Genomic DNA, 25,051 nt, shown 5'->3' with positions numbered 1-25,051 from the left:
TGCCCGCATCGTATCAGTGCCCTCGCCGGCCATCACCGGCCGAATCGCCGGATGAGGTCAGCAACGACCACAGTCCGGCGGCGCCCGCGCGCAGCACCCGACGCCCCAGATACCGCCCCCAGTCGCCCTCGGCGCCGTCCTCGTCACGCCACGACCACAGCCGCATGGTGGCGAATCGCAGCGGGGTGAGTTCGGTGAATCCGATGGCACCGTGCAGTTGGTGGGCGATGCGGGTGATCTCGGCGGCGGACTCGGAGGCTTGCGCCTTGGCGACGGCGGTGCCGAATTCCGCTGCCGCGCCGCCCTTGTCGAGCGCGGTGGCGGCGGCCGTCACCGCGGCGCTCACCACTGCGGTTTCCTCGACGAGCTTGGCCTCTTCCTGTTTGACCGCTTGGAAATTCCGCAGTGCGCGACCGAACTGCTCCCGGGTGGTGGTGTGCCGCACGGTGAGTTCTACGCAGCGTTGCGCCGCACCGGCCATCAGCGCGGCACGGGCGAGGGCGGCACGCGTGCGCGCCTCGGCCGGAACCGCGCCGCCGATCGGCAGCACCCGATCGGCGGGAACCTCGATATCGTTGAGCACCAGGGTATCTCGTGGCTCACCGGCGATATTGGCGCCCCGCTGGAGTATGGCGGCGGTGGGATCGAGCCGCAAGAGCACCGGCCCCATCGGCCCCCGGGTGAGCACGACGACCTCGACGGCGGTGCGCGCCCACGGAACCCGGTGCAGCACACCGGATACCCGCACTGTGTGGTCGGTCCCGGCCGCACCGAACGGACCGACGCGACTGTCCGAATCCGGGTGCGCGTAGCGAACCCGGAGATCTCCGAACGCATAAGTAAGAGGGCCGGAAGGAATTTCGAGCCCCGAGGCCAGCAGCGGCCGTGCGACGAGCAGCGTCTCGGCGATCGGTCCGGGCACCGCGAGGCGACCGACCTCGCGGACGAGGGCGACGAGTTCGCCGGTCGTCGCATCGGGCGCGGGAAGCCTGTCCGCCAGCGCCTGCCAGACCCCGGGCGCGGATTCGGCCGGGTGGGCGACGATGTCCTCGGCGGCGAATTCGGCGAGTAGTGCGGTGTCGATCATGATCAGTTCTCCAAACCACGGGTGATGATGCCGCGCAGGATCTCGTTGGTGCCCCCGCGCAGGGTGTAGGCCGGGCCGTGCATGATGGCGAAGGCCAGCAGTTCGGCATGCGAGCCCGGGGTGGCACCGGGATCGGGGACGGTCGGCAGCAGCGCACGCACCTCGTCGACGAGGTCGCCCTCGAACCGGGTCCCCAAATCCTTGACCAGCGCCGCCTGCACATCGGGTGATCGCCCGGCCTGCAGGGCCGTCGCCACCCCGAGCGACATCTGCCGCAGCGCCGACAGCCGGGCCACCAGCCGTCCGACCCGGGCCTGCTGCTCGGCGGTGACCGTCGCCTCCGCGAGCTGCCCGACCGCGGAGATCAGCAGCGGAACGGTGGACAGGAATCGCTCGGGACCGCTGCGCTCCCAAGCCAATTCGCCGGTGACCTGCTTCCAGCCGTCGCCCTCGCGGCCGAGCAGCGCATCCGCACCGACCTCGACGCCGTCCAGATGGAAGAAGTTGAAGGTGTGCTCGCCGGACAGCAGCGTGATCGGCTCGACCCGGACACCGGGGGCGCGCAGGTCGACGATGAACTGACTGAGCCCGGCGTGCCGATCGGTGGCCTCGGAATCGGTGCGCGCCAACACGATTGCGTAATCGTTGACGTGCGCGCCGCCGGTCCATCGCTTGGTGCCGGTCAGTCGCCAGCCCCCGGGGATGCGTTCGGCGCGGGTGCGCACCGCCGCCAGGTCGGATCCGGCGTGCTCCTCGCTCATGCCGATCGAGAAGAAGCAGCGGCCCGCGCCGATCGCGGGGAGGAAGCGTTGCTTCTGCGCCTCGGTGCCGTTGCGCAGGATCGACGGTCCCGCTTGACGATCGGCGACCCAGTGCGCGCTCACCGGCGCACCGGCGGCGAGCAGTTCCTCGATGACGACGTAGCGGTCGAGCGCGCCGCGGTCGTGCCCGCCGTACCGCTTCGGCAGTGCCATGCCGATCCAGCCGCGCTCGGCGAGCCGCCGGGTGAAGGCGGAATCCCAACCGGTGAACCAGGAATCGGCCCGCCCCAGCACGGTGCCCCGGGCGCGCTCGGCGGCCAGGAACTCGCGGACCTCGGCCCGCAGGATCTCGGTAGATTCGGGTAGTTCGATCGTCGGAAAGTCGAATGGTGTTGCGGTCATGCGCTGTTCACTCCTTCTAGCGGCCGAGGAAGCGCGCGGGCCGGTGGTCGCGGCGGGCCGCGATCGCCTCGGCGAAATCGGCGGTCTGGGTGGTGACGGGTTGGGCGAGCGCCTCCCACGCGAGGGCCTGCTCGACGGTCGCGTGCCCGGTGGCGAGCGCACTCTTGGTGAGCCGCACCGCGATCGGCGCCGCCGCCGCGATCCGGTCGGCGGTGTGCAGCGCGGTGTCGAGCACGGATTCGTCGGCGGCCAGGGCGATTCCGAGGTCGACCGCATCGGCGCCGCCGACGAGCCGACCGGTGAACAGCAGCTCGCGGGCCCGCTGCATGCCGACGGCCTCGGAAAGCAGTGCGGTGGTGGCCATTCCGGCATGCAGGCCCAGTTGCACGAAGGGTACACCGAGTTCGGCGGTGGGTACGACGTAGCGCAGATCGCAGGCCAGCGCGAGGGCCAGCCCCGCGCCGATGGCGTGCCCGTTGATCGCGGCGATGGTGGGCACCGGCAGATCGCGGACGGTCAGCCAGGTGCGATAGAAATCCGACAGCCGGGCGCGGGCGGCGAGCAGGTCGACGCCGCCGACGCCGCCGAGTTCGCCGAGGTCCGCACCGGAGCAGAACGCCGGTCCCTCCCCGGTCACGACGACGGCGCGGAGGTCGGGCGCGGCCCGCAGCGCGCGCATGGTGTCGGCCCAGCGCTCGGTCAGTTCGGCGGTCATCGGATTGCGTTTGGCGGGATTGGTGAACGTCACCACGGCGACACCGTTCCCGCGCCGCTCGACCTTCAGCGGTTCCATGGTGCTACCTCGATTCCTGGTGCAGCAGTGCGGGATCGAAGCCGACCTCGCGCAGGACCTCGTCGGTGTGCTGCCCGACGGTCGGGCAGTGCCGCAGCGGCGGGGGCGGGGTGGCCGAGTACCGGACCGGGCGCCCGATCACCCGGTAGGCGCCCTCGGTGGGGTGTTCGGCCTCGATGAGCAGATCGCCGGAACGGGCGTAGTCGGTGGCGGTGGCCGCGTCCAGATCGAGGACGGGTCCGGCGGGGATGCTCACCGAATCGCAGAACCGCTGCCATTCGGCGGTGGTGTGCCGCGGGGTGAGCTCCCCGGCCAGGGCGTACAGTTCGCCGACATTGCGTGCGCGGTCGGCGAGCGTCCGGAAGCGGGGGTCGGCGGCGAGTTCGGGCCGGTCGACGAAGGCGAAGAAGTCCCGCCAGTGCCGGTCGCTCGCGGGCAGGATGCACATCCAGCCGTCCGCGGTGCGCTGGGCGGTGCGGTGCGGGGTGAGCACCCGGCCGTAGCCGAACGGCCCCGGCCCGTCCGGGGTGTCGAAGGTCGCGCCGAACAGGTGCTCGACCAGGTTGAAGGCCAGCATCGTATCGGCCATCGGCACCTCGATGTGCTGCCCGGCGCCACCCTGCGCCCGGTGCACGAGCGCGGCGAGAACCGCCTGCGCGATCTGCAGCCCGCACACCTTGTCGGCCAGTACGGTCGGCAGGAAATGCGGTGTGCCCGTGACCTTCTGGTTCAGCGAGACGAGTCCGGTGACGGCCTGAATGATGTCGTCGTAGGCGGCGTGCGTGCCCCAGGCGGAGTCCGCCCGAAACCCTTGCGCGCTGGCGTAAACAAGGCCGGGATTGCTGTCGGCGACGTCCTCGTAGCTCAGCCGCAGCCGCGCCAGTGCCTGCGGCCGGATATTGGTGATCAGCACGTCCGCGGTGCGTAGCAGGGCCAGCAGCGCGTCCCGCCCGTGCGGCGCCTTCAAATCTATTGCCACACTGCGCTTGTTGCGGTTGAGGTTGAGCGTGAACGCGCCCATTCCGGGGTGCCGCTGGGGCTGGTATTCCCGCGTCATGTCCCCGGTCGGCGGCTCGACCTTGACGACATCCGCACCGAGATCGCCGAGTTGCTGTGCGGCATAGGGGGCCATGATCACGCTGCCCAGCTCGATGACCCGCACCCCCGCCAGCGGTCCGGCCGAATCCTGTTGTCCCATCCCATATCTCCTCGGAATCGGTGGATCTTTCGATTCCAGGAAACCGCCGCGGCGCGATATCGTCCAATATCAATTAGACCGGTAGTAGATATGCTCTGGGATATGATCGCCGGATGGACTTCACGCAGCGGATGCTGGAACAGTTCGTCGTCCTCGCCGAGGAGAAGCATTTCGGGCGGGCCGCCGAGCGATTGTCCATGAGCCAGCCGCCGCTGAGCCAGGCGATCCAGCGGCTCGAGCGCGGGCTCGCGGTCGCGTTGCTGGACCGCACCGTTCGCGGTGTCCGGCTGACGCCCGCCGGGGAGGCATTCGCCCGCGACGCGCAGCAGATGCTGGACCTGCACGCCGCCGCCACCGAGCGGGCCCGGCGCATCGCGGCCGGGCTGGAGGGCGAGTTGCGGGTGGGGTTCATCAACAGCCTCAGCTATCGGTACCTGCCCCGGCTGCTCGGCTGGATCGCCGAGGAGATGCCGGGACTGTGGCTGCATCTGCGGCAGGAGTCGTCGATCGCGCTGGCCGACCTGGTGCGCAATCGGATTCTGGATCTGGCGTTCATCCGGGCGTCGCCGCACGATCCCGACGGGCTGGAGATCCACCATGTCGTCACCGAGCGCCTGATCGCCGCGCTCCCACACCGGCATCGCCTCGCGGACCGGGACGGCATCCGGCTGCGCGAGCTGGCCGGGGACACCTTCGTCGACGCGAACCCCGAGGCGCTCCCCGGCCTGTCCGAACAGCTGCGCCTCGCCTGCCGGGAGGCCGGTTTCCTCCCCCGCACCCGCGGCGACGCCGACGATCTCCTCGGCCTGATCAGCTATGTCGCCTCGGGCTCCTGCGTCTGCCTGGTCCCCGAACAACTCGCCCAGCAGACGCTGCCCACCGTCCGTTTCGTCCCCCTCCGCGACAGCACCCGCTACCTCGAAACCCGCATTGCCGCAATCCATCGCACCGACGCCGCCGACGCGGCCGTCCGCAGAATCATCGACCTGATCGACCGCCGGAGCCCGCGGGATACGGCGACGGACGGACGATGACGGTCAGCGGCCGGTCAGCGGGAGTCGTTACCGTCGGAAACGGTAGATGGAGATATTCGGTAGGAGTTAGGAAGAAATGGCTCGTCATATGCTGATCAAGTCGGGAAGTGTCGCCGCGGTGATCGCCGCGCCGCTGGTGGCCGCGGCCGTGTTCGCCGGAACGGCTTCGGCGGCTCCGTCTGCCGGAATTCCGTTGCAGCCGGAGAACATTGCGACCAATCCCCAATCCCAGTACCCCGACCCGGTGCTGAACGGCGCGGTGACCGGTGCCGCGATCGGGTCGGCCGTCGGATCTGCCACGGGATCCGGCGGACCGATCCTCGGCGGCCTGATCGGGGCCCTGGTCGGCCATTTCAACCCCGACGTGATCCCGCAGATCCTGCCCTGATCGAGGCGGGTAACCCACGGCGGAGGCCGGGCCGGGCACAATCGCCCAGGCCCGGCCTCTTCGCCGGTCCGCTCTCCAAAATGGCTGGGCGGGAGGTTGCCCGGGTTGCTAGCGTGTAGACGACCGTGACAGCACGCGAGGAGGTGAGACCCATGAACGTTGTAACCACGTGGGCGCTCCCCCTCATGCTCACGGTGCGGCGATCGAGGTAGGTGTCGCCGGGAGCGCCTGAACAAGGCAATCCCGAAAGGCAACACCATGCATTCTTTTCATTTCACCGCGGAGAGCTCGTCGGACGGCGTCGTCGAACGCGACTTCATCGTGGACGGGGTTCCCGGTGTGCTCTGGTCGCCGGTATCGGCTTGCGAGCGAACGGCTCTCGTGCTGCACGGGCACGGTGGCGGGCTGCACAAGCGCGCACCGGGGCTGGTGGCGCGGGCGCGACATGCCGTGGCCGCCTACGGTTTCCATGCGGCCGCCATCGATGCGCCCGGGCACGGAGACCGGCCGCGCAGTGCGGAGGACGAGCGGCGGGTGGCCGCTATCCGGCAGGCGCGGGCGGCGGGGGAATCGTTGGCCCCGAGCGTCATCGCCTACAACTCCCTGCTGGCGGAGCGGGCCGTGCCGGAGTGGCGGGCGACCATCGACGCCCTCCAGCGGCTGCCCGAGATCGGGGCCGACGCGCCGATCGGCTACGCCGGAATGACCCTGGCCAGTGCGATCGGGGTGCCGCTGGCCGCGGCCGAACCCCGGATAACCGCCGCCGTCTTCGGCGGGGTGTTCGTCTACGACAGTCTCGTCGAGGCGGCCGGGCGGATCACCATTCCGATCCAAGTGCTGCTGCCCTGGGACGATCGGGAACTCCCCCGCCAGGACGGTCTCGAGCTGTTCGACGCCTTCGCCTCGGAGGAGAAGGTGCTGCTCGCCTTCCCGGGCAGCCATTTCCGGGTGCCCGCGGATCGGATCGATACCCGGTTCTTTCCCCGGTATCTGGGCTGGACCGGCGGCTCAGCGGGCTGAGCGGGCGCGGTCGAGTTCGGTGAGATAGCGGTCGAGTTGGGCGACACCGTGCAGGGCGTTGCGGCTGCGCGCCGACAGGCGGGTGGCCCAGTCGGTGAGCAGGGGGCGCATGCGGGCGGCGTCGCCCGCCTGGCGTAGTTCGCGGAGGAAGGACGCTATCTGCCGCAGGGGAATTCCGCCCTTGCGCAGGTAGCGGGCCAGGTGGGCATCGCGAATGTCGGTGCCGCCGTAGGTGCGGTAGCCGGTGGCGCGGTCGCGCGGCGGTTCGATGATGCCTGCCTTCTCCCACTGCCGCAGCGTCGCCGGGTGGACGCCGACGCGGTGTGCCAGCTGCCCGACCGTGAGCGGTTCGGCGGAGTGCCGGGGCGGCGGGGTGCCGTCCAGGGCCGCGAGCGCCGCGGTGACCTCGGCGTGCGTGCGGCGTTCGTGCAGGAAACCCGCGTGCAGCTCGTCCAATCGGGTGTAGAGGGCGGCCTGGTCGTCGCGATGGGCGCTGCGCATGAGATCGACGGCGGCCTGGTGCCCGTATCCGGCGCGCAGCGCCAGGAAGGTCCGCAGGGCATGGGCGTGCAGGTCGGTGTAGCGACGGTAGCCGGTGTCGGTGCGCTCGGCAGGCGGGAGCGCCCCGAGGTCCTCGTAATTGCGGACCGCCTGGGTGGACAGCGCGTGCTCGCGAGCCAGATCGACAGGCCGCCAAGTCTTTGCAGGTTTCACGTCGATTCCCATGGTATTCCGCGCGCGCCCGAATGCCCGTGTGCCGCCCACCATGCTGAAGCATTACACAGCGACCCTCGCCACGAAGGCCGAGCGGACGGTCGGCCGCACCGACGCCAACGGCCCCATCCCGCAAAGAAGATGGGGCCGTTGAGGTTTCGAGAAGATGGGGCCGTTGAGGTTTCGAGAAGATGGGGCCGTTGAGGTTTCGAGTGGGTCAGCCCAGCAGGCGCCAGTCCTCCAGGCCCTGGTACAGGGGGAAGTCCTTGGCCAGCTTGGAGACTCGGGCGCGCAGGGCGTCGAGGTCCGCATTGCCCGCGAGGGCGGTGGCGATGATGTCGGAGACCTCGGTGAACTCGGCGTCGCCGAAGCCGCGGGTGGCGAGGGCGGCGGTGCCGATGCGCAGGCCCGAGGTGACCATCGGGGGGCGCGGGTCGAACGGAACGGCGTTGCGGTTCACCGTGATTCCGATCTCGTGCAGCAGATCCTCGCCCTGTTGGCCGTCCAGCGCCGAGTTGCGCAGATCCACCAGCACCAGGTGCACATCGGTGCCGCCGGTGAGCACGGTGATGCCCTTGTCCTTGACGTCGGCGGCGGTGAGGCGCTCGGCCAACAGCTTCGCGCCCGCGATCGTGCGCTCCTGCCGCTGCGCGAACTCCGCGCCCGCGGCGATCTTGAACGCGACGGCCTTGGCGGCGATGGCGTGCATGAGCGGGCCGCCCTGCTGGCCCGGGAACACCGCGCTGTTGAGCTTCTTGGCGAAGTCCTGCTTGGCCAGGATGACGCCCGAGCGGGGACCGCCCAGGGTCTTGTGCACCGTGGAGGACACCACATGGGCGTGCGGGACCGGCGACGGGTGCAGCCCGGCGGCGACCAGACCGGCGAAGTGCGCCATATCGACCCAGAGGTAGGCGTCCACCTCGTCGGCGATCTCCCGGAACGCCGCGAAGTCCAGGTGCCGCGGGTAGGCCGACCAGCCCGCGACGATGACCTTCGGCCGCACCTCGAGCGCCTGCCTGCGCACCTCTTCCATATCGATGCGGTGGTCTTCCTTGCTGACCCCGTAGGCGTGCACCTCGTAGAGCTTGCCGGAGAAGTTCAGCCGCATGCCGTGGGTCAGGTGACCGCCGTGCGCGAGATCCAGGCCGAGCAGCTTCTCGCCCGGATTCATCAGCGCCATCAGCACCGCGGCATTGGCCTGCGCGCCGGAATGCGGCTGCACATTGGCGAATTCCGCGCCGAACAGCTCCTTGACCCGCTCGCGTGCCAGATTTTCCACCACGTCGACGTGCTCACACCCGCCGTAGTACCGGCGACCCGGATAACCCTCGGCGTATTTGTTGGTGAGCACGCTGCCCTGCGCCTGCAGCACCGCGCGCGGCACGAAGTTTTCCGAGGCGATCATTTCGAGCGTGTCGCGTTCACGAGCCAGCTCGCCCGCCATCGCGGCGGCGAGTTCGGGGTCGAGTTCGGCGAGCGACTGGGAGTTGACAGAGGCGGTCGTCTGGGTCACGTGCACAGTCTATGTGCCGGGTGTGTCCGGCCCGAAGAGTGTTCCCCGGGCAACTTCCGACAGCCCTGGAAAACCGGGGCTGACTATCGGCGGCAAATGCCGTAACGTACGCCCAGCTGTCGCGGTGAGCGACGGTATCCGTTCTGACATTTGAGCTTTCAGGGGTTCGACACCATGTTCTTCATCGCTGGCACCGGCAACTCGATCCAGGATCTGCTGTTCGCGTTGCTGCGTTCGGCCTGCACCATCTCCGCCGGCAACAACGGCGCGGCATGCGGAGCCTGGGGCGCGTAACCACGCGAACCGGTTATCAGGCGAATGCCGGGTCCGCTCCGCGCGGGGTCCCGGCATTTCCCGTATCCGGGACGGGCGCGAATAACCGTGCACCCGTTGCCCTTTCATACTCAGAGCAGGCGCCGGACCGCGCCCGGGGTGAGCGGCTCGTCCAGCAGCCTGCGGAAACGGTCGGCCCGGTCGTCGGCGTCCGGCGCGCCGTCCAGCCAGTCGCCGAGCAGCCGGTAGCCCTCGACATAGGTGCTGATGTAGGCCCGCCACAGCGGCGAGGACAGGAACCGCAGCGTCTGCCCGGCCCGCTGCGGCGTCGCCAGGGTCCAGCGCTGCAGGAACTCGGTCACCTCATCGATGCCGCGGCCCCGGTCGTGCAGCAGCAGCGCCGCGTCCTGGCGCACGGTCAGCAGCTTGGCCGACGCGGTCGAAATCCGTTCGGCGCGTTCACCATCGAAGCGCAGGCCCAGATCCGCGTAGATCTCCTGCGCCCACCGCCCCCAGCCCGGGCCCACGATCGACCGCAGCGCCAGGTCGGCCAGGCCCTCGGCCATCAGGCACTGCGGGGTGTTCACCACGAACAGCGTCTGCTCGTCCTGCCCGGCCCCGACCAGCCCGGCCTCCTTGCGGCAGTGCTCGGTGTGGTGGCCCGGATACGACTCGTGCGCGATCAGCGCGGGCAGATGCGCCATGTGCTGTTTGAGATCGGAATTGATCGCCACCCGCGAGCGGTAATTGCCGAGGTAGTAATTGAAACCGGACCACGGCTTGTCGCCCACCACCTCGTACTCGACGTACTCGTGTTCGGGCAGCGGATACTTCTCGCGCACCAGTTCGCGCAGCGCGCCGGAGAGGGCGTGCACGCATTCGCGCAGCCGTTCCGGCGGAATCTCGTCGGCCCGGCGGTGCGCGGTCATCCGCTCGAACAGCGAACCCTCGCCGGGCAGCACCTCGTCCAGCTGCCGATGCGCGTCCCGGTAGTCCCCCACATCGGCCGGGGCGATATCCACGTCGAAATACGCGCGCACCTCGTCGACGAACGTGATCGGTTCGCCGGCGAACTTGCGGCCCGAGCATTCCAGCGCGCGCAGATGCACATCGAGGAATTCGGTGCGCTCGGCCGACAAACCCGCGTCCGGCAGCTCCTTGCGCAATGCCGCTGCCCGCGTGGCCAACTCGCGCGGCTGCGGCGCCGGGGCGTTGCGCACCGCCCGGCGCAGCGCCGGATCGCCGGTGAAAGCGTCGACGAAACCCGGCTCCAGGCGGTCGAAGGCCAGGCCCAGGCTGAGGTATTCGGCGACGAGCGGGTGCGCTTGCATGGTGCGACCTTATCGGGTGGGGTAGGACGCGGAGGTGGGGAGAGGAATATCACCTAGTGGTTACCCGTGAGTAGTAACACCCCGCGTGCCGCACGGCGTTGACCCAGAGGACAATTCGCCTATGGGAGCAGCCTGTACCCCACCGCATCGTCGCGGTGAATGGTTATTCGTGCACGCCGTTCGTCCGGGGGAGGGCGTGGGTCCGTGGCGCGGATGAGCGAGCCGAGTCCGTATGTGGAATTCGATCGGAAGCAATGGCGCACCCTGCGTAAGTCCACCCCGCTGGTGCTCACCGAGGAGGAGCTGACCGAGCTGCGCGGCCTCGGTGAGCAGATCGACCTCGAGGAGGTGGCCGAGGTCTACCTGCCGCTGGCCAGGCTGATCCACCTGCAGGTCGCGGCGCGGCAGCGGTTGTTCGCCGCCACCGCCACCTTTCTCGGCGAGACCCATCCGGACCATCAGGTGCCGTTCGTGATCGGCATCGCGGGCAGCGTGGCGGTCGGCAAATCCACCACCGCCCGCGTGCTGCAGGCGCTGCTGGCCCGCTGGGATCACCATCCGCGGGTGGATCTGGTGACCACCGACGGATTTCTCTATCCCACCGCCGAACTCACCCGCCGCGGCATCATGCACCGCAAGGGCTTTCCGGAGAGCTACGACCGGCGCAAGCTGCTGCGCTTCGTCACCGAGGTGAAATCGGGCGCGGCCGAGGTCTGCGCGCCGGTGTATTCGCATATCGCCTACGACATCGTGCCGGGCGAGTTCCACTGCGTGACCCAGCCCGACATCCTGATCATGGAGGGGCTCAACGTCCTGCAGACCGGGCCGCGGCTGATGGTGTCGGATCTGTTCGATTTCTCCATCTACGTCGACGCCCGCATCGAGGACATCGAAAACTGGTACGTGAACCGGTTTCTCACGCTGCGCCAGACCGCCTTCGCCGACCCCCGCTCACACTTCCACCACTACGCGAAGTTCACCGACCGCGAGGCCACCGTCGCCGCCCAGGAGATCTGGAACGCCACCAACCGTCCGAACCTGGTGGAGAACATCCTCCCCACCCGCCCCCGCGCGACCCTGGTCCTGCGCAAGGACTCGGACCACAGCATCAACCGAATCCGGTTGCGGAAGTTGTAATTCGGTCAAATCTTCCACGCCGCATCCAACCGCGTGGCGACATCTATGTCCCGCACCGCGGCGATATGCGGCTTGCGGATCTCGCGGGCGACATAGCGGGCGATGAAGCGGCGGATCTCGTGATCGACGCTGGCGAGAACGCGCAGGACCTGGCCGCGCAGGGTGTCGGTGGCGACGTCGATACGCACGTCGCCCGGCCGCGGCTCGGTGATGTCGATGATCACCCGCAGCGGCTCGGCGGTCCGCACCGTCAGATGCACGCGGACATAGCCCTCGACCTCGAACCGGTGCCGGTCCACCGCGAGATCCAGGAGCAGGTCGACCGCGAGCGGAATATCCAGCTCGAAGGTGATCAGCTCCCCCAGATCCCGCCGCACCCGAGCCTCCCCCAACTGCACCTGCGCCGACACCCTGGCAATCTTGCCCGGCCCAACCCCGATCGGCCCGAAATCGAATGCGGCACCGGCCAATTGCGAAAACGCCCCGGCAATCCGCTGCTCCGAGGCCGCATACTCCAGAAACCGCCGCCCGAACTCCTCATAGCTCACATACGGCACCGAAGCCTCGCGCGCCGCGCCACCCTGCCCGGCCAGCAACTCGCTCATAACTGGACGGTACGCGAATCACACAACACGCAGACCCAAGATCGGCTCAGCCCGCCTGGATACAGAACTGGCATGGTTCGCGGCCGCCCCACCGACCCGCAGGGTTGACGCCCACCCCACCGACCTACATGGTTGACGCCCGCCCCGCTAACCTGCAGGGTTTGCGCCCGCCCCACCAACCGACATGGTTTACGGCCGCCCATCACCGCATGGTTTGCGCGCGCTCCCGCCGACCTGCATGGTTTGCGGCGCCCGTCACCCCGCATCGTTTTGCACGCGCCCCGCTAACCTGCATGGTTTGCGGCCGCCCGTCACCCCGCATCGTTTGCGCGCCCCGTCAATCCGCATCGCCTACGGCCGCCCATCACTCCGCATGGTTTGCGCGCGCCCCGTCAACCCGCATCGTTTACGGCCGACCGGCATGGTTTGCGGCCGCCCCGTCGTTCAGCGCCCGTTGCGATGCGACGAAGGAGCAAGCAACGGGCGCTGAACGACGGGGTTACGAGGCCGCAAACCCGCCGAAGCGGAGCGGAGGCAATCAAATACCGAGGCAATCAAATACCGTAGCGGCGGTGGCGGGCGGCGTAGTCGCGCAGGGCGCGCAGGAAGTCGACGCGGCGGAATTCCGGCCAGTATGCCTCGGTGAACCAGATCTCCGAGTATGCGCTCTGCCACAGCAGGAAGCCGGACAGTCGCTGTTCGCCGGAGGTGCGGATGACCAGGTCCGGGTCCGGCTGGCCGGAGGTGTAGAGGTGCTGGCCGATGGCGTTCACGGTGATCGACTGGACCAGGTCCTCGCCGGTCTCCCCCGCCGCCATCTCCTGGCGGACCAGCGAGCGCACGGCATCGGCGATCTCCTGCCGTCCGCCGTAGCCGATGGCCACGTTCACGTGCACGCCGTCCCGGCCGTGGGTCTCGTCGGCGGCCTTCTGCATGCGGCGGGCGACCTCGCCCGGCAGCCCGTCGAGCGAGCCGACGATGCGCACGCCCCAGTTCTTCTCCGGCGCGGACAGCTCCTCGACGATGTCGGGAAGCACCTCGAACAGCGTCTCGAGCTCGTCCGAGGCGCGGTTCAGGTTCTCGGTCGACAGCAGATAGACCGTGACCATCTCGATGCCCACACCGTGGCACCAGTCCACCAGCTCGGCGATCTTGAGCGCCCCGACCCGATGCCCGTGCGTGACATCGGTGAAGCCGTTCTCCCGCGCCCAACGCCGATTACCGTCACAGACCACCGCGACATGCCGCGGATGTTGTTTCCCGGCCAGCTGTTTCGACAACCGCGCCTCGTAGATGCGATATGGCAGTCCCCGCACCCGACTCGCAAGCTTCACGGCAGCCCACCCTACGCTCGGTCCGCCTCTCCGCGATTTTTGCATACCAGTTGGGTGCCACAGGGGTTGGTCACAGGTCCTGCGTTGGGTGGGTGGCTGAGTTCTGGGGGTTCCCGGCGAGTTACCCATGTGCGCACGAGATCAGGTGTTGCGTTGGGTAGGAACAAAAGAGATTGGCGCTTCCGAGTCCCATGTGCGTCAACCACGTCCTTCCGACGTGCAACTACCACTTGGTCCCGGCACGCGACTACCACTTGGTCCCGGCGTGCTTTTGGCCGGGACCAAGTGAGCCGTGGCAGGTACAGTGGCGGGGGTTGAACCTACGGTGGCGTAAGTTACTTGGGAGTTAATGTGGCGGGCGATGTGGGCAGTCCGGCGGATGCGGTGTTCGAGGTGGTTGAGGGGCTGCCGGTCAAGCCTCGGATGCGGGGGTGGATACATACCTGGGCGGTGGGGGTTGCGGTGGTGGGGGTGGTTGCGCTGGTGGTGGGGGCAACGCGGGTTTCGGGGGAGGCGGGGTGGGCTACGGCGGTGTACGGGGTGACCGTGTGTGGGCTGTTCGGGGTCAGTGCCGTTTATCACCGGGTGACGTGGGCTACGGCGCGGGGGCGGCGGGTGATGAAGCGGGCGGATCATTCGATGATCTTTCTGTTCATCGCGGGGAGTTATACGCCGTTCGCGGTGCTGGGGCTGCCGGGGCGGACGGGGACGACGCTGTTGATCGTGGTGTGGGCGGGGGCGCTGGCGGGGGTGGCGCTCAAGCTGGTGTGGCCGGGGGCGCCGCGGTGGGTGGGGGTGCCGCTGTATCTGGTGCTGGGGTGGGCGATCGTGCCGGTCGCGGCGACGCTCACGCATGCGGTGGGGGTGCTGCCGATGGTGCTGCTGCTGGTGGGCGGGCTCGCCTACAGCGGGGGCGCGATCCTGTACGCCACCAAGTGGCCCAATCCGTGGCCCGCGGTGTTCGGGCATCACGAGTTCTTCCACGCGGCAACGGTTCTCGCGGCGCTGTGCCACTACGCGGCGATCTGGCTGGTCGTCCTGCCGTGATCCGGCGGGACGGGGAAGATCATCGTTAGGTGTCGTCCGGTCCCGGATGGCGTTCTATGCTGCTCGTTCGTGCCTTCCGAACCGATCAGTCCGCCGCAGACCGGCCGCGCGCCATGAGCCGTCCGATTCTGTGGGTGCTGCGGGCACGCTGGGGACTGGCCGGTCTGGTCATGGCCTGCAATCTCGGCGGTGTCGGGGTGATCTTCACCGAGATGTGGCTGAGCGGAACGCTCGGCCGGCTCGGACCGCACGGGATCTTCAGCGTCCCGCAGGTATTCGTCTACCCGATCCTGGGCTCGCTGATCGGCATCGTGCTGGCGATCCGCGACCGCGCCCACTTCTTCGGCTGGTTCGACCAGGACCGGCGGCCGACTCCCGAGGAGGCGAGTCGACTGCTGGACCTACCGGCCGCGATCACCGTTCGCGCACTGGCCATCTGGCTGCCCGGCACGGTGATCTCCTCGCTGATCTACGCCCACGCCATCGACCCGCATTCGCTGCCGGTGCTGCTGGGCTTCTTCGTGCTGGGCGGACTGGAATCGGCCGGGCTCACCTTCCTGCTCGTGGATCGGCTGATCCGGCCGACGATTCCGACGATCGCGACGGTCCTGGGCGGCACCATGCACTGGAGCTCCACGGTGCTCAACCGGGTGGTCGGCACCTGGATCCTGTCCGGGGGCATGCCGATGCTGATGCTGATCACCGTGCTGGCCGATCGGGATGCCAGCGCGTCCGATCGGGTGCGGACGGGTATCTACCTCGCGCTGGTCGGCCTGTTCGTGGGCGCGCTGGCGACCGCGACCCTGGCACGGGCGGTGGCGGCGCCGCTGCGCGTGCTGCGCCTGGCCCTGGACCGGATCGCGCGCGGCGATCTGGATGTCACCGTGCCGGTGGGCAGCGCCAGCGAGATCGGGCGGCTGGAGAATTCGGTCAATGAGCTGGCGAGCAATCTGCGCGAGCGGGAGCGGATGCGCGACGTGTTCGGGCGGCACGTCGGCCCGCCGGTGGCCGACCGGGCGCTGGCCGGGGATTTCGACCCGAACGGAGATCTGGCGACGGTGACCGCGCTGTTCGTCGATGTGATCGGCTCGGTGGAGTTGTCCACCGGGCTGGCGCCGCGCGAGTTCGTGGCCAAGCTGAATCGGCTGCTGTCCATTGTGGTCTCGGCCACCGAGGACAACGGCGGGCTGGTGAACAAGTTCGAGGGCGACGCCGCGCTGTGCGTCTTCGGCGCGCCGATCGCCCTGCCCGACAACGCCACTCCCGCCCTGCGCGCGGCCCGGCGCATCCGCGACGAGGTGGCCGCGGGCGGGGAGCTCGACATCGGCATCGGGGTGGCGCGGGGACTCGTGTTCGCCGGGGACGTCGGCACCGATACCCGCCTGGAGTTCACCGTGATCGGCGACGCGGTCAACGAGGCCGCGCGGCTGACCGTCGAGGCCAAGCAGGTCTCGCGCCGGATTCTGGTGAGCCGGGCGGTGATCGATGCCGCCGCCCCCGACGAGCGGGCGCACTGGGGCTTCTACGAGACGATCCAGCTGCGCGGACGGCGGGAGCCGACGGCCTGCTGGACCGATGCGCCCACCGCGAATGAAGCGGGCAGCGCGAACGATTCGGGCAAACCGGAAGCGATCACCACCGAGCCGACGCCGAACACCGACGGGTGAGGCACCGCACATCGTTTCCCCCGGTCCGACGCTGTTACTGTGAGCGTTCAGTTCTCGAAGTCACCTTCCTCCCTTACATCATTCGGGGTTCGGATCAATGAGACGCTGCGTATCCACCGATCACCGCAAGCCAATGGTTACCCTGTCGCGAGTACTCGCGCTGAGCGCGGTGCTGCTGGCGGCGTGCATGGTGCGGCCCGGATACGACGGCGCGCGAGCCGAATCCACGCCCGAGCACGGCACGCTGCTGGCCGATCCGCCGCCGGTGGTGCTCGACAAGAGCCTCGCCGATGCCGGGGTGCGGGCGACGGGCCTGCGTTACCTGTCCGCTCCGGCGACGGCCGATGATTCGGCCGAGGTGACGGGAGCGGTGTATCTGCCCGCCGGGACGCCGCCGCCCGGCGGCTGGCCGGTGATCGCCTACGCCCACGCCACCACCGGCGTCGAGAACCGGTGTGCCCCTTCGCAGGCGGCGAACATGTTCGGGAACCTGCCCACCGTCACCCGGCTGCTGCAGCAGGGCTGGGCGGTGGTGATGTCGGACTATCGCGGGCTGGGGTCGCCGGGCGGGCATCCGTACATGTACGCGCCCAGCGCCGCCGACGATGTTCTCGACGCGGTGCGCGCCGCCGAGACGGCCGTGCCCGAACTCGGCCGATCGATTGTGCTGTACGGCGTCTCACAGGGCGGGCAGGCGGCGGCGAAGGCGGCCGAGCTGGCGGCGACCTACACGCCGGAACTGACCGTGCGCGGGGTGGCGCTGAATTCGCCGCCGCTGGACATCACCGGCCTCGTCGATGCCATCGATCACAAATCGTGGTCACTGACCCAGACCGCGGTGATCGCCATGGTGGCGCGCGGCGTGCAGGCGCTGCACCCGGACATCCGCCTCGACGACTACATTCACGGCGACCTGCTGCCCTGGGCGCAGGGACCGATGCCCTGCACCACCGAGACCGCGTACCTGGAGACGGCGCGCCACGACCCGGCCTGGTTCTCCTTCACCGGCGACCACGCCCGCGCCCTGATGGCCGACTACCTCGACCGCAGCCGCCTCCCCCGCACGAAACTGCCGTTCCCCGTATTCATCTCCCGCGGCACCGCCGACACCCTCGCCACCACGGCCTGGCAGGACGACGCCGTCGCCCGCATGTGCCGAGCGGGCGACCACCTGACCCAGCACCTGCGCCCCGGCGACCACATCGACCCGATCGACCTGGGGGCCACGCCCGAGTGGGTGGATTCCTACGTGCCGGGCGACGTCACGCCCACCGTGCAGTGGATCCGCGCCCTGCTCGCGGGCAAACCCACCCCCTCGACCTGCGCCCCCTGATGTGGTGAATCAGGGCTTCCAGACGATCTTTCCGCCCTGGAAGTCCTGGGCCTTGCCGCCCTGGTAGTCGTATTCGTCGCTGGTCGGGTAGCCGTAGCGGCCCTTCTCGGCGACGTTGCTGGTCCAGGTGTCGCGGATGGCGCCCCAGACGGCGTGGGCGCCGGTCTTGGGGGACCAGTAGATCGAGCCGCCGTCGAACAGGTTGTAGCGGCCCGCGCCGTCGCGGCCCGCCTTCTGCTCGTCGCTGATCGGGAAGCCGAGCGGGCTGTTCTCCCAGCCCAGGGCCGCCCACTTGTCCCGGATCGCGCCGCCGACCTGGTGCGCGTCGGTGCCGACGGACCAGTAGATCGAATTGTTGCGCTCGAACACCTGGAACTTGCCGCCGCGCGCGGCATCCGACTCGGGCGTGGTCGGGTTGCCGAAGACGGCGAAACCACCGGCCCGGTCGTACTCGGCCTCGATCGCCCCGCCGACATCGAAGGCGCCGATCGGGCGCGCAGAGGCGACGCCGCTGCTCAGCACGGCCGTCGCCGCGAGGGCGGCCGCGGCCAGCGCGGTCCGCGCGGCCGGTCGATACGAACGATTCCTGCGGCGTGGCGATGTCACGTATAGCTCCCTGTGCCCTGGTGGTCCTCGATAGTCCTGACGTCCGGTACTCGCGGTACCTATCGGTTTTCGACGCCGATCGTTTCGCGACATTCGTCGCTCTCCCGATGCCTATCGATAGCCAAAAGGTAACCGACCGTCGAATAATCCTGCACAGCGCCCACATCCACCGCCAGCCCACGTGACCTGCGCCACGAAGGAGTTATGCGGAATGAGTATCGAAGGCGCCTAGGCACGCTCCAGGGAGGCTCGCAGCTCATCGACTGTCGTCACCGGCAGGTCGCAGACCGACCCGCGACACACATACGCGGCGGCGCGGTCGCCCAGCGGCGGCCGGTCGGCCAGCAGGGGGACCGAATCCTTGTGTCCCGCAATGATTGCCGTGCCGCCCGGCGCGAATTTCCGGGCCGCGTCCGTCAATTCGGAGTGCGGGGAGCCGGTGGGCAGGGCGATGGCGACCTGGAGGGGGCCGCGCACCGCGGCCTCGGCGACGGCGAGCCAGTGCCCGCCCGATCGCGGCGCCCGCGCCAGCACGATCGCGCCGCGGTCCAGGGTGCGGTCGGCCAGTTCACGGTAGCGCGGGGCGTGGTCGGCGTCGGCGAGTACCGCGGCCGTCAGCAACGCCTCGGCCAATGCGGACGCGCCCGCGGGTGTCGCGCCGTCGAGCGGGTCGCGCGGGCGGGACACCAGGGTCTCGGCGTCGTCGGCGGTGTCGAACCAGCTGCCCGGCTCGGTCGGATCGGCGAAACGCTCGATCGCGGTGTCCAGCAGGCGTTGTGCGCGCTCGAGCCAGTCGCGTTCACCGGTGACCTGATGCAGCGCCAGCAGCCCGGTGGCCAGCCAGGCGTAGTCCTCCAGCACGCCCGGCGCGGTCCCGGCCACCCCGCCCAGCGAGGCGCGCACCAGGCGATCGCCGATCAGGTGCCGCCCCACCAGGAATCGCGCGCACCGCACGGCCGCGTCCACCCAGTCGGGCCGGTCGTGCGCGGCGCCCGCCTCGGCGAGGGCGGTGATCGCGATCCCATTCCAGGCGGTCACCACCTTGTCGTCGCGGGCCGGTTGCGGGCGTTCGGCGCGGGCCCGCCGCAGGGCGTCGCGGACCCGCGCGAACCGGTCGGGATCGTCGGGCTCGGCGTAGCGGGTGAGCACCGTGGCGCCGTGCTCGAAGTTGCCCTCGGCGGTGACGCCGAAAACGGTTGCGGCCCAAGCCCCATCGTCCGGCCCGAGGGTCTCGGTGAACTGCTCGGGCGTCCACACGTAGGTGGCGCCCTCGACGCCGGGCGCGCCCGGCTCGACCTCGGTGTCGGCGTCCAGCGCCGAGGCGAAGCCGCCGTGTTCGGTGCCCAGATCGTCGAGCAGAAAGGCGGCGGTCTCCGCGGTCACCCGCAGCGGCAGCGAATTCGCCTGTCCCCCAGCGCCAATGGCGGTACGTCGGGCCAAATGGGCGTAGACGCGCAGCAATTGGGCATTGTCGTACAGCATTTTCTCGAAATGCGGTACCACCCAGGCCGCGTCGACCGAGTAGCGTGCGAAACCGCCGCGCAGCTGGTCGTAGATGCCGCCGCGGGCCATCGCCTCGGCGGTCGCGGCCACCACCTGCGCCACCGCGTCGTCACCGGTGCGTTCGTGCTGCCGCAGCAGCCCCTCCAGCAGCGCCGACGGCGGAAACTTCGGCGCCCCACCGAATCCGGCGTAGCGATGATCGACATCGCGCAACACCCCGGCGACCGCATGCCCCAGCAGCTCCGCCGAAATGGTCAGCCCACCCTCGGGCAACCCGTCGGCCTGCGCCCGCATCGCCTCGGCCACCTGCCCGGCCACCTGATCCACCTCCGCCCGCCGATTCCGCCAGGTCTCGGCCACCGCGGTAAGCAACTGCGTGAACGAGGGCATCCCCCCGCGCGCCGTCTTCGGGTAGTAGGTGCCGCAGTAGAACGGCTCCCCGTCCGGGGTGAGAAAGCACGTCATCGGCCACCCACCCTGCCCGGTCATCGCCACGGTAGCGGTCATATACACCGCATCCAGATCCGGCCGCTCCTCCCGATCCACCTTGACACACACGAAGTTGGCATTCATCAACGCCGCGGTGGCCTCGTCCTCGAAGGACTCATGGGCCATGACGTGACACCAAATGAGTTGTCGAGTGCCGCAGCTACCAATGGCAAGACGCATACCCAACTGACAACAGTATGGGCACGTCTCGCCTGGTAGCTTCAGCACTCGCCTCCTTCCCCCACTCCATCCAATCCACGGGATTGGAGGCGTGCTGCCGCAGGTACGGCGACGTAGCACTACCCAATCGGTTCATACCTTCACCTTACGGTCCGCCCGTCCAAGATCCGGGCAACTGTGTCGTAATGCTGCTCCGATCGGCTCGGGCGGTCCCGGAGATGCCACCGAAGGCACTCCTCTTCGCGGGTGCATCTTCAGCAGGCTTTTCCTACTCCATCGCCAGGTCATCGGGCCGAATACAGGATGTCAGCTCGATGTAATCCGTTGCTGCACATGATCTTTCACCCCTGCGATACCCTGTTGATCGTCGTTCGATCCACGCGGGAGGCATGTGATGACCGAGCAGGAACCGGCACCGGAGAACCCCGGCATGCAGATAGTCGACGTATCCCCGACCGAACCCGAACCGGAGAACGCGGCCGTGCTGTCGGTGCACTACCGCGACGGCAAACCGGTCTTCGTCGCCACCGGCGGGTCCGTTGTCCCGAGCGTCATCGAGGTGGAGAACGCCAGTGGCAACGTGGTCGCCCACTATGCAGTAGACACGGCACCGACCGCGCGAGGGGTGCGTGTGAATTTTTGGCAAGGTATCAGCATCTCCGACGAAAATGGGGCAGATCTAGAACAAGGCTCCGAATAGACACAGGCCAACCCTTCAAGCGAGCACTCGCCGCCGCACTCCATGCCACTTATTCAGCGTCCGGCCGCCAGACCGTGGACAGCGATTGCAACGTCTGAAGCCGCACACACATCACGTCAACCAACGACACCGGTCCTGTGCGATAACCCCCCGTAGCGGGCTGTACAGCACACGAGCAGTGAGCGTTGTTCAACTTGTCAGGTTGGCTTCTCCTCCAAGGGCTTTGGGCGGACCCCCTTGCCGGTCATCATCCCGAAGGTCATTGCGCTGCGCAAGCAAATCCGATATGTCGAGATGACTCGGCCCGCCGACCGCAACAGAAGCTGCCGCGCCCCTCCGGGGCTTGCCACTCGATGCCCCCGCCACGTCGCCTGCGGCTTCGACGCGAACGCTATGGATCCTCTTGCGCGCCAATTGGTCATCAGCGCGGGATTCGCGGCACTCACCCGGACGGTGATGGATGCGGCGCGCACGGTCGGCTGGTCTTCGTGGCCGAAGCCCGTTCTATGTGCCACCGAAGGACGTCGGCGACCGCGCCGCAAGTTTCCTTGCCGATATCGCCGGGTGAGACGTCACAGACTGCGCCGAAACCGTGACCACCCGGTGCATATGGAGGGGGTATCTCTTGTGCATGAGCACCACCACCCCCACCTCCGGCACGGCGCCCGTCCGCCGACCGTGGTTCGTCGATCTGGAAGACGCCGAGCGCCGGGGCGCGCACGGCAGCGCCGGTATCGGCTATTTCGACTGCGACTGCGACATCTGCCGACACCGCACCCACGATCCGAGGTTCTGAGCCATCGGATCGCCCCGACCCGCGCCAGCACGGTCACCCGTGCTGGCCGCCGCTGAACAGGCGCAGGGTCGGGCGGGCGGTGGGGCGGAATTCGGGCGGGGTGAGGTCGAGCATCGGGAGGCCGATGCGGCGGCCCGCGGTGCGGGCCCGCTGCAGGACGGGCTCGCCCTCGCCGCGGCGGCCCGCGGCGGTGAGGGCCCAGCCGTAGACCTGCATGGCACGCACGCGGCGCACGATGGCCGAAACCTCGGTGAGCGCCTGCACCGCCTCGGCGGCCACCGGCACCGCCGCCTGGGCGTCGCCGCAGCGCAGCAGGACCTCCGCCAGGCGGGACAGCGCCCAGCCCTCCTGATGCCGACGGCCCGCCCGGCGCGCCACCCGCAGCGCCTCCACGCACAGCTCCAGCGCCGCCGGATTCTCCCGCCGCAGCGAATGCGCGAAACCCAACTCCTGCAGGGCCATCGACTCCAGCCGCAGGCTGCCGACCTCGCGGGCGATGGCCAGGGCGCGTTCGGCGGCGGCCTCGGCATCGTCGGCGCGCCCGGCGTCGCAGTAGGCGCGGGCGATGGTGGCCCAGCCCATGCCCTGTGCCCACCGGCCCGACTCGGGCTGCACCAGATCCATCGCCCGCCGATAATGCTCGACGGCCACATCGACCAGGCCCTGATAGGCCGCGGCGGTGCCCATCATCTGTTCGGCGGTGATCGCGGCGGCCCGATCGCCGAGCTCGCGCAGCACCGCGGCGGCGCTCCGCAGCGGCACGGCCACCCGCATGTCACCGGCCCCCACCAGGCGCGCGGTCGACGCGGCGACCTGGGCGCGGGCCATGGCGCGACGGTCGCCACCGCGCGCGGCCACCGCCGACAGGTCGTCCATCGCCCGCGCGACCTGCGGCAGATGCTCGCCCGCGTCGCCGGACACCGCCAGCAGCAGCGCGAGATCGATCGCCAGCGTCACGGTCCGCGCGTTCGCGCCGGTGGCGGCCTGCCGGTACAGCGCCACCAGCCCGAACCGCTCGCCCGCCACCCACGCGGCGCACTCCCGCTCGTCGGTGAATCGCTCACCGGGCACCGTGGTTTCGGTGAAGTGCTGCCTGCCCACCCCCGAATCACGAAGGTCCACAATGTTTTTCATGGTGGCGAGGCAGAACTCGGCCAGCCGCTCGAGCACCGGCGCCGGTTCGAGGTCGACCTCAGCGAACAGGGTGCGGGCGAACAGCCGCAGCAGATCGTGATACCGGTAGCGGCCCAGCTGCGGCGACTGCAGCATGCCCAGGTCCACCAGCGTCTCGCACAGCCGCTCGGCCTCGGCGCGGTCGCGATCCAGCAGCGCCGCGATCGCGCCGAGCGACAGATCCGGGGCATCGGGCACGGCGACGATCACGAAGGCGCGGGCCAGTTCGGCGTCCAGCTGCCGGTAGCTGTATCGGAAGACGGATTCGACGGTGGTGCCACCCACCGCGAGTTCGGTCAGCCGGCGGCGTTCGTCGGCCAGCCGCGCCGCCACCGGGGCCAGCGCCCACCCCGGCCGCCCGGCCAGCCGCGCGCCCACGACCCGCACCGCGACCGGCAGATGCCCACAGGCCGCCAGGATGTCGCGCGCCGCCTCCGGTTCGGCCGCCACCCGACGCTCGGACACGATGGTGCGCAACAGTTCTCGCGACTCGTCCGGACTCAGCACATCCAGCCGCACCATGCGGGCGCCGAACAGCTCGGCCATGGTGGAGCGGCCGGTGATCAGCACCGCGGCCTCGGCGGTGCCCGGCAGCAGCGGGACCACCTGGTCGGCGTCGCGGGCGTCGTCGAGCACCAGCAGCACGCGCCGACCGGCGATCACGGTGCGCCACAGCGCCGTTCGCTCCTGCGGATCGGGCGGGACGTCGGCGCGCTCCACCCCGATCGCGCACAGCATCATCGCCAGCAGCTCCTCGGCGGTGCGCGGCCGCTCGGCCGTGCCGCCCAGGTCGAGATAGAACTGCCCGTCGGGGAACAGGTGCCGCACCCGGTGGGCCAGATGCACCGCGAGCGTGGTCTTTCCGATGCCGCCCATGCCGGTGACGACGACCGGCTGCCGGAGCGGCACCGCGCTCAGGGCTGCGCTCAGCTCGTCGAGCAGTCCGGCGCGGCCGACGAAGTCCGGCGGATCCGGCGGCAGCTGCGCGGGTGTGGCGAGCCGGGGTCCGAGATCGGCTGCGACCCAGCCGGTTCCGTCGCCATCGGGCCGCTCCGCCTGCTCGCCGGGCAGCTCCGCCGACAACAGCTGCTGATGCAGCCGCACCAGATCCGGGCCCGGCTCCAGGCCGAGGTCGTCGGCGAGCAGCCGCCGGGTGTCGCGGTACACCTCGAGCGCCTCGATGCGGCGGCCGCTGCGCGAGAGCGCGATCATCAGCAGCTCCCGCCAGCGCTCGGTGTGTGGTTCGGCGACGATCAATGCCTCCAGTTCGGCGATCGCCGCCGCGTGATCGCCCACCTCCAGGGCGACCGACAGCGCCGCACCGCGCAGCGTGGTGCGCAGCCGCCGCAGCCGCGACCGTTCCTGCTCGGCCCACGGGCCGGTCAACCCCACCAGCGGGTCGCCGCGCCACAGCGCTTGCGCCGCCGAGAGTTTCACCTCGGCCGCAGCGAATTCGCCGTCCCGGCACGCGGATTCGGCGTCCTCGACCAGCTCCTCCACCCGGGCGGCGTCGGAGTCGACCGACAGGTCGAGGCGATAGCCGCCGCGCGCCGAGCACAGCCAGCGGGCGCCCGCGCCGGGCCCGCCGTGCGCATCGAATCGCCGTCGCAGCATGAGGATCTGGTTGCGCAACGCGCCGATCGCCGAGGCGGGCTGCCGGTCGCCCCACACGCCCTCGGCCAGCCGCGTGGTCGACACCGTGCGGCCCGGGTCGGCGGCCAGCATCGCCAGCACGATCAGCGATTGCGGCGCAACGATATCCAGTCGCTCCTCCCCCAGCCACGCCTCGACCGTGCCCAACAACCGCACCTGCAGCGCGGGCACGTCACGACTTGGGTCTACTGGGGAATTCACGCGGATCCTTTCGCATCCCGGATGAGCGGACACGACGGTCGCGCACGGGCGCCTTCCGGTGCCGTTGCTTCCATCGTCGCGCGCCGACGCGATGACCGCGCGGCGAATGATTC

General features: G+C 69.5%; 20 protein-coding genes and 1 pseudogene. 9 read left to right on the top strand and 12 right to left on the bottom strand.

The window, feature by feature from the left end:
• Positions 1-13 precede the first annotated feature (13 nt).
• From HPY32_RS26245 to HPY32_RS26230, 4 genes are read right to left on the bottom strand one after another with little or no spacing between them, the layout of a single operon-like run.
• A complete protein-coding gene (locus HPY32_RS26245) occupies positions 14-1,087 on the bottom strand; it encodes an acyl-CoA dehydrogenase family protein (RefSeq protein WP_067576701.1) in 1,074 nt (357 codons plus the stop codon).
• Between the two features lie 2 nt (positions 1,088-1,089).
• Positions 1,090-2,250 (bottom strand): acyl-CoA dehydrogenase family protein, encoded by a 1,161-nt coding sequence (locus tag HPY32_RS26240; protein ID WP_067576699.1) that lies wholly within the window; start codon positions 2,248-2,250, stop codon positions 1,090-1,092.
• 16 nt (positions 2,251-2,266) lie between these two features.
• On the bottom strand, positions 2,267-3,043 hold the full coding sequence (locus tag HPY32_RS26235; protein WP_067576697.1) for an enoyl-CoA hydratase/isomerase family protein: 777 nt from the start codon (positions 3,041-3,043) through the stop codon (positions 2,267-2,269).
• A gap of 4 nt (positions 3,044-3,047) precedes the next feature.
• Positions 3,048-4,241, bottom strand: a complete 1,194-nt coding sequence (locus HPY32_RS26230) for a CaiB/BaiF CoA transferase family protein (protein ID WP_067576695.1) — start codon at positions 4,239-4,241, stop codon at positions 3,048-3,050.
• A 113-nt stretch (positions 4,242-4,354) separates the two neighbouring features.
• Here HPY32_RS26230 and HPY32_RS26225 point away from each other — a divergent pair, with 113 nt between their 5' ends.
• The 3 genes from HPY32_RS26225 to HPY32_RS26215 all read left to right on the top strand — a co-directional run bounded on the left by HPY32_RS26225 (position 4,355) and on the right by HPY32_RS26215 (position 6,683).
• A complete protein-coding gene (locus HPY32_RS26225; RefSeq protein ID WP_067576693.1) occupies positions 4,355-5,275 on the top strand; it encodes a LysR family transcriptional regulator in 921 nt (306 codons plus the stop codon).
• A 76-nt stretch (positions 5,276-5,351) separates the two neighbouring features.
• Positions 5,352-5,663: a glycine zipper domain-containing protein gene (locus tag HPY32_RS26220; RefSeq protein ID WP_156673752.1), complete on the top strand. Its 312-nt coding sequence runs from the start codon at positions 5,352-5,354 to the stop codon at positions 5,661-5,663.
• A 258-nt stretch (positions 5,664-5,921) separates the two neighbouring features.
• Positions 5,922-6,683 (top strand): dienelactone hydrolase family protein, encoded by a 762-nt coding sequence (locus HPY32_RS26215; protein ID WP_067576690.1) that lies wholly within the window; start codon positions 5,922-5,924, stop codon positions 6,681-6,683.
• Here the strand turns inward: HPY32_RS26215 and HPY32_RS26210 are convergent.
• The 3 genes from HPY32_RS26210 to HPY32_RS26200 form a co-directional block, all read right to left on the bottom strand.
• On the bottom strand, positions 6,672-7,397 hold the full coding sequence (locus tag HPY32_RS26210) for a MerR family transcriptional regulator (protein WP_231951245.1): 726 nt from the start codon (positions 7,395-7,397) through the stop codon (positions 6,672-6,674). The genes HPY32_RS26215 and HPY32_RS26210 overlap by 12 nt on opposite strands.
• Positions 7,398-7,614: 217 nt before the next feature.
• Positions 7,615-8,910 carry a serine hydroxymethyltransferase gene (gene glyA / locus HPY32_RS26205; RefSeq protein WP_067576688.1) on the bottom strand — a complete coding sequence of 432 codons (1,296 nt, stop codon included), beginning with the start codon at positions 8,908-8,910 and terminating at the stop codon, positions 7,615-7,617.
• Positions 8,911-9,314: 404 nt separating this feature from the next.
• A complete protein-coding gene (locus tag HPY32_RS26200) occupies positions 9,315-10,514 on the bottom strand; it encodes a DUF885 domain-containing protein (RefSeq protein WP_067576686.1) in 1,200 nt (399 codons plus the stop codon).
• Between the two features lie 204 nt (positions 10,515-10,718).
• Between HPY32_RS26200 and coaA the strand changes: the two genes are divergently transcribed.
• Positions 10,719-11,651, top strand: coding sequence for a type I pantothenate kinase (gene coaA / locus HPY32_RS26195; RefSeq protein ID WP_067576684.1), 933 nt, complete (start codon positions 10,719-10,721; stop codon positions 11,649-11,651).
• A gap of 5 nt (positions 11,652-11,656) precedes the next feature.
• Here the strand turns inward: coaA and HPY32_RS26190 are convergent, their stop codons facing one another.
• Together HPY32_RS26190 and HPY32_RS26185 are read right to left on the bottom strand one after the other, a co-directional pair.
• Entirely contained in the window at positions 11,657-12,256 is a 600-nt protein-coding gene (locus HPY32_RS26190; RefSeq protein WP_067576682.1) for a hypothetical protein, read from the bottom strand.
• A 554-nt stretch (positions 12,257-12,810) separates the two neighbouring features.
• Entirely contained in the window at positions 12,811-13,635 is an 825-nt protein-coding gene (locus HPY32_RS26185) for an isoprenyl transferase (protein ID WP_171983063.1), read from the bottom strand.
• A gap of 378 nt (positions 13,636-14,013) precedes the next feature.
• Here HPY32_RS26185 and trhA point away from each other — a divergent pair, with 378 nt between their 5' ends.
• From trhA to HPY32_RS26170, 3 genes are all read left to right on the top strand, one after another.
• The gene (trhA, locus tag HPY32_RS26180) at positions 14,014-14,637 is read left to right on the top strand and encodes a PAQR family membrane homeostasis protein TrhA (protein WP_171983170.1); all 624 of its coding nucleotides are present in this window, start codon (positions 14,014-14,016) and stop codon (positions 14,635-14,637) included.
• Positions 14,638-14,693: 56 nt separating this feature from the next.
• The gene (locus tag HPY32_RS26175; protein ID WP_067576678.1) at positions 14,694-16,304 is read left to right on the top strand and encodes an adenylate/guanylate cyclase domain-containing protein; all 1,611 of its coding nucleotides are present in this window, start codon (positions 14,694-14,696) and stop codon (positions 16,302-16,304) included.
• A gap of 133 nt (positions 16,305-16,437) precedes the next feature.
• A complete protein-coding gene (locus HPY32_RS26170; protein WP_067576677.1) occupies positions 16,438-17,637 on the top strand; it encodes an alpha/beta fold hydrolase in 1,200 nt (399 codons plus the stop codon).
• Positions 17,638-17,646: 9 nt separating this feature from the next.
• On the opposite strand, the gene HPY32_RS26165 is transcribed toward HPY32_RS26170, so the two are convergent.
• Together HPY32_RS26165 and HPY32_RS26160 are read right to left on the bottom strand one after the other, a co-directional pair.
• Positions 17,647-18,243, bottom strand: a complete 597-nt coding sequence (locus HPY32_RS26165; RefSeq protein ID WP_231951244.1) for an LGFP repeat-containing protein — start codon at positions 18,241-18,243, stop codon at positions 17,647-17,649.
• 228 nt (positions 18,244-18,471) lie between these two features.
• Positions 18,472-20,551 (bottom strand): annotated as a pseudogene (locus HPY32_RS26160) (thioredoxin domain-containing protein).
• A 258-nt stretch (positions 20,552-20,809) separates the two neighbouring features.
• Between HPY32_RS26160 and HPY32_RS26155 the strand changes: the two are divergent.
• The gene (locus HPY32_RS26155) at positions 20,810-21,115 is read left to right on the top strand and encodes a hypothetical protein (protein WP_067576676.1); all 306 of its coding nucleotides are present in this window, start codon (positions 20,810-20,812) and stop codon (positions 21,113-21,115) included.
• Between the two features lie 631 nt (positions 21,116-21,746).
• Positions 21,747-21,911, top strand: coding sequence for a hypothetical protein (locus tag HPY32_RS26150; RefSeq protein WP_156673751.1), 165 nt, complete (start codon positions 21,747-21,749; stop codon positions 21,909-21,911).
• A 33-nt stretch (positions 21,912-21,944) separates the two neighbouring features.
• Here HPY32_RS26150 and HPY32_RS26145 read toward each other — a convergent pair whose 3' ends face one another.
• On the bottom strand, positions 21,945-24,938 hold the full coding sequence (locus HPY32_RS26145) for an AfsR/SARP family transcriptional regulator (protein ID WP_156673750.1): 2,994 nt from the start codon (positions 24,936-24,938) through the stop codon (positions 21,945-21,947).
• Positions 24,939-25,051: the final 113 nt, after the last annotated feature.

It is taken from the genome of Nocardia terpenica, from assembly GCF_013186535.1.
In the GTDB taxonomy this organism is placed as follows: Bacteria; Actinomycetota; Actinomycetes; order Mycobacteriales; family Mycobacteriaceae; genus Nocardia; species Nocardia terpenica.
This window is presented reverse-complemented; position numbering and strand designations above follow the sequence as displayed.

Coding starts and splice junctions, on each gene's coding strand:
- HPY32_RS26170 (WP_067576677.1), top strand. CDS start 16,438: ATGGTTACCCTGTCGCGAGTACTCGCGCTGAGCGCGGTGCTGCTGGCG.
- HPY32_RS26230 (WP_067576695.1), bottom strand. CDS start 4,241: ATGGGACAACAGGATTCGGCCGGACCGCTGGCGGGGGTGCGGGTCATC.
- HPY32_RS26150 (WP_156673751.1), top strand. CDS start 21,747: ATGAGCACCACCACCCCCACCTCCGGCACGGCGCCCGTCCGCCGACCG.
- trhA (WP_171983170.1), top strand. CDS start 14,014: ATGCGGGGGTGGATACATACCTGGGCGGTGGGGGTTGCGGTGGTGGGG.
- HPY32_RS26155 (WP_067576676.1), top strand. CDS start 20,810: ATGACCGAGCAGGAACCGGCACCGGAGAACCCCGGCATGCAGATAGTC.
- HPY32_RS26220 (WP_156673752.1), top strand. CDS start 5,352: ATGGCTCGTCATATGCTGATCAAGTCGGGAAGTGTCGCCGCGGTGATC.
- HPY32_RS26225 (WP_067576693.1), top strand. CDS start 4,355: ATGGACTTCACGCAGCGGATGCTGGAACAGTTCGTCGTCCTCGCCGAG.
- HPY32_RS26240 (WP_067576699.1), bottom strand. CDS start 2,250: ATGACCGCAACACCATTCGACTTTCCGACGATCGAACTACCCGAATCT.
- HPY32_RS26190 (WP_067576682.1), bottom strand. CDS start 12,256: ATGAGCGAGTTGCTGGCCGGGCAGGGTGGCGCGGCGCGCGAGGCTTCG.
- HPY32_RS26200 (WP_067576686.1), bottom strand. CDS start 10,514: ATGCAAGCGCACCCGCTCGTCGCCGAATACCTCAGCCTGGGCCTGGCC.
- HPY32_RS26235 (WP_067576697.1), bottom strand. CDS start 3,043: ATGGAACCGCTGAAGGTCGAGCGGCGCGGGAACGGTGTCGCCGTGGTG.
- HPY32_RS26175 (WP_067576678.1), top strand. CDS start 14,694: ATGCTGCTCGTTCGTGCCTTCCGAACCGATCAGTCCGCCGCAGACCGG.
- HPY32_RS26245 (WP_067576701.1), bottom strand. CDS start 1,087: ATGATCGACACCGCACTACTCGCCGAATTCGCCGCCGAGGACATCGTC.
- HPY32_RS26185 (WP_171983063.1), bottom strand. CDS start 13,635: ATGCAAAAATCGCGGAGAGGCGGACCGAGCGTAGGGTGGGCTGCCGTG.
- HPY32_RS26215 (WP_067576690.1), top strand. CDS start 5,922: ATGCATTCTTTTCATTTCACCGCGGAGAGCTCGTCGGACGGCGTCGTC.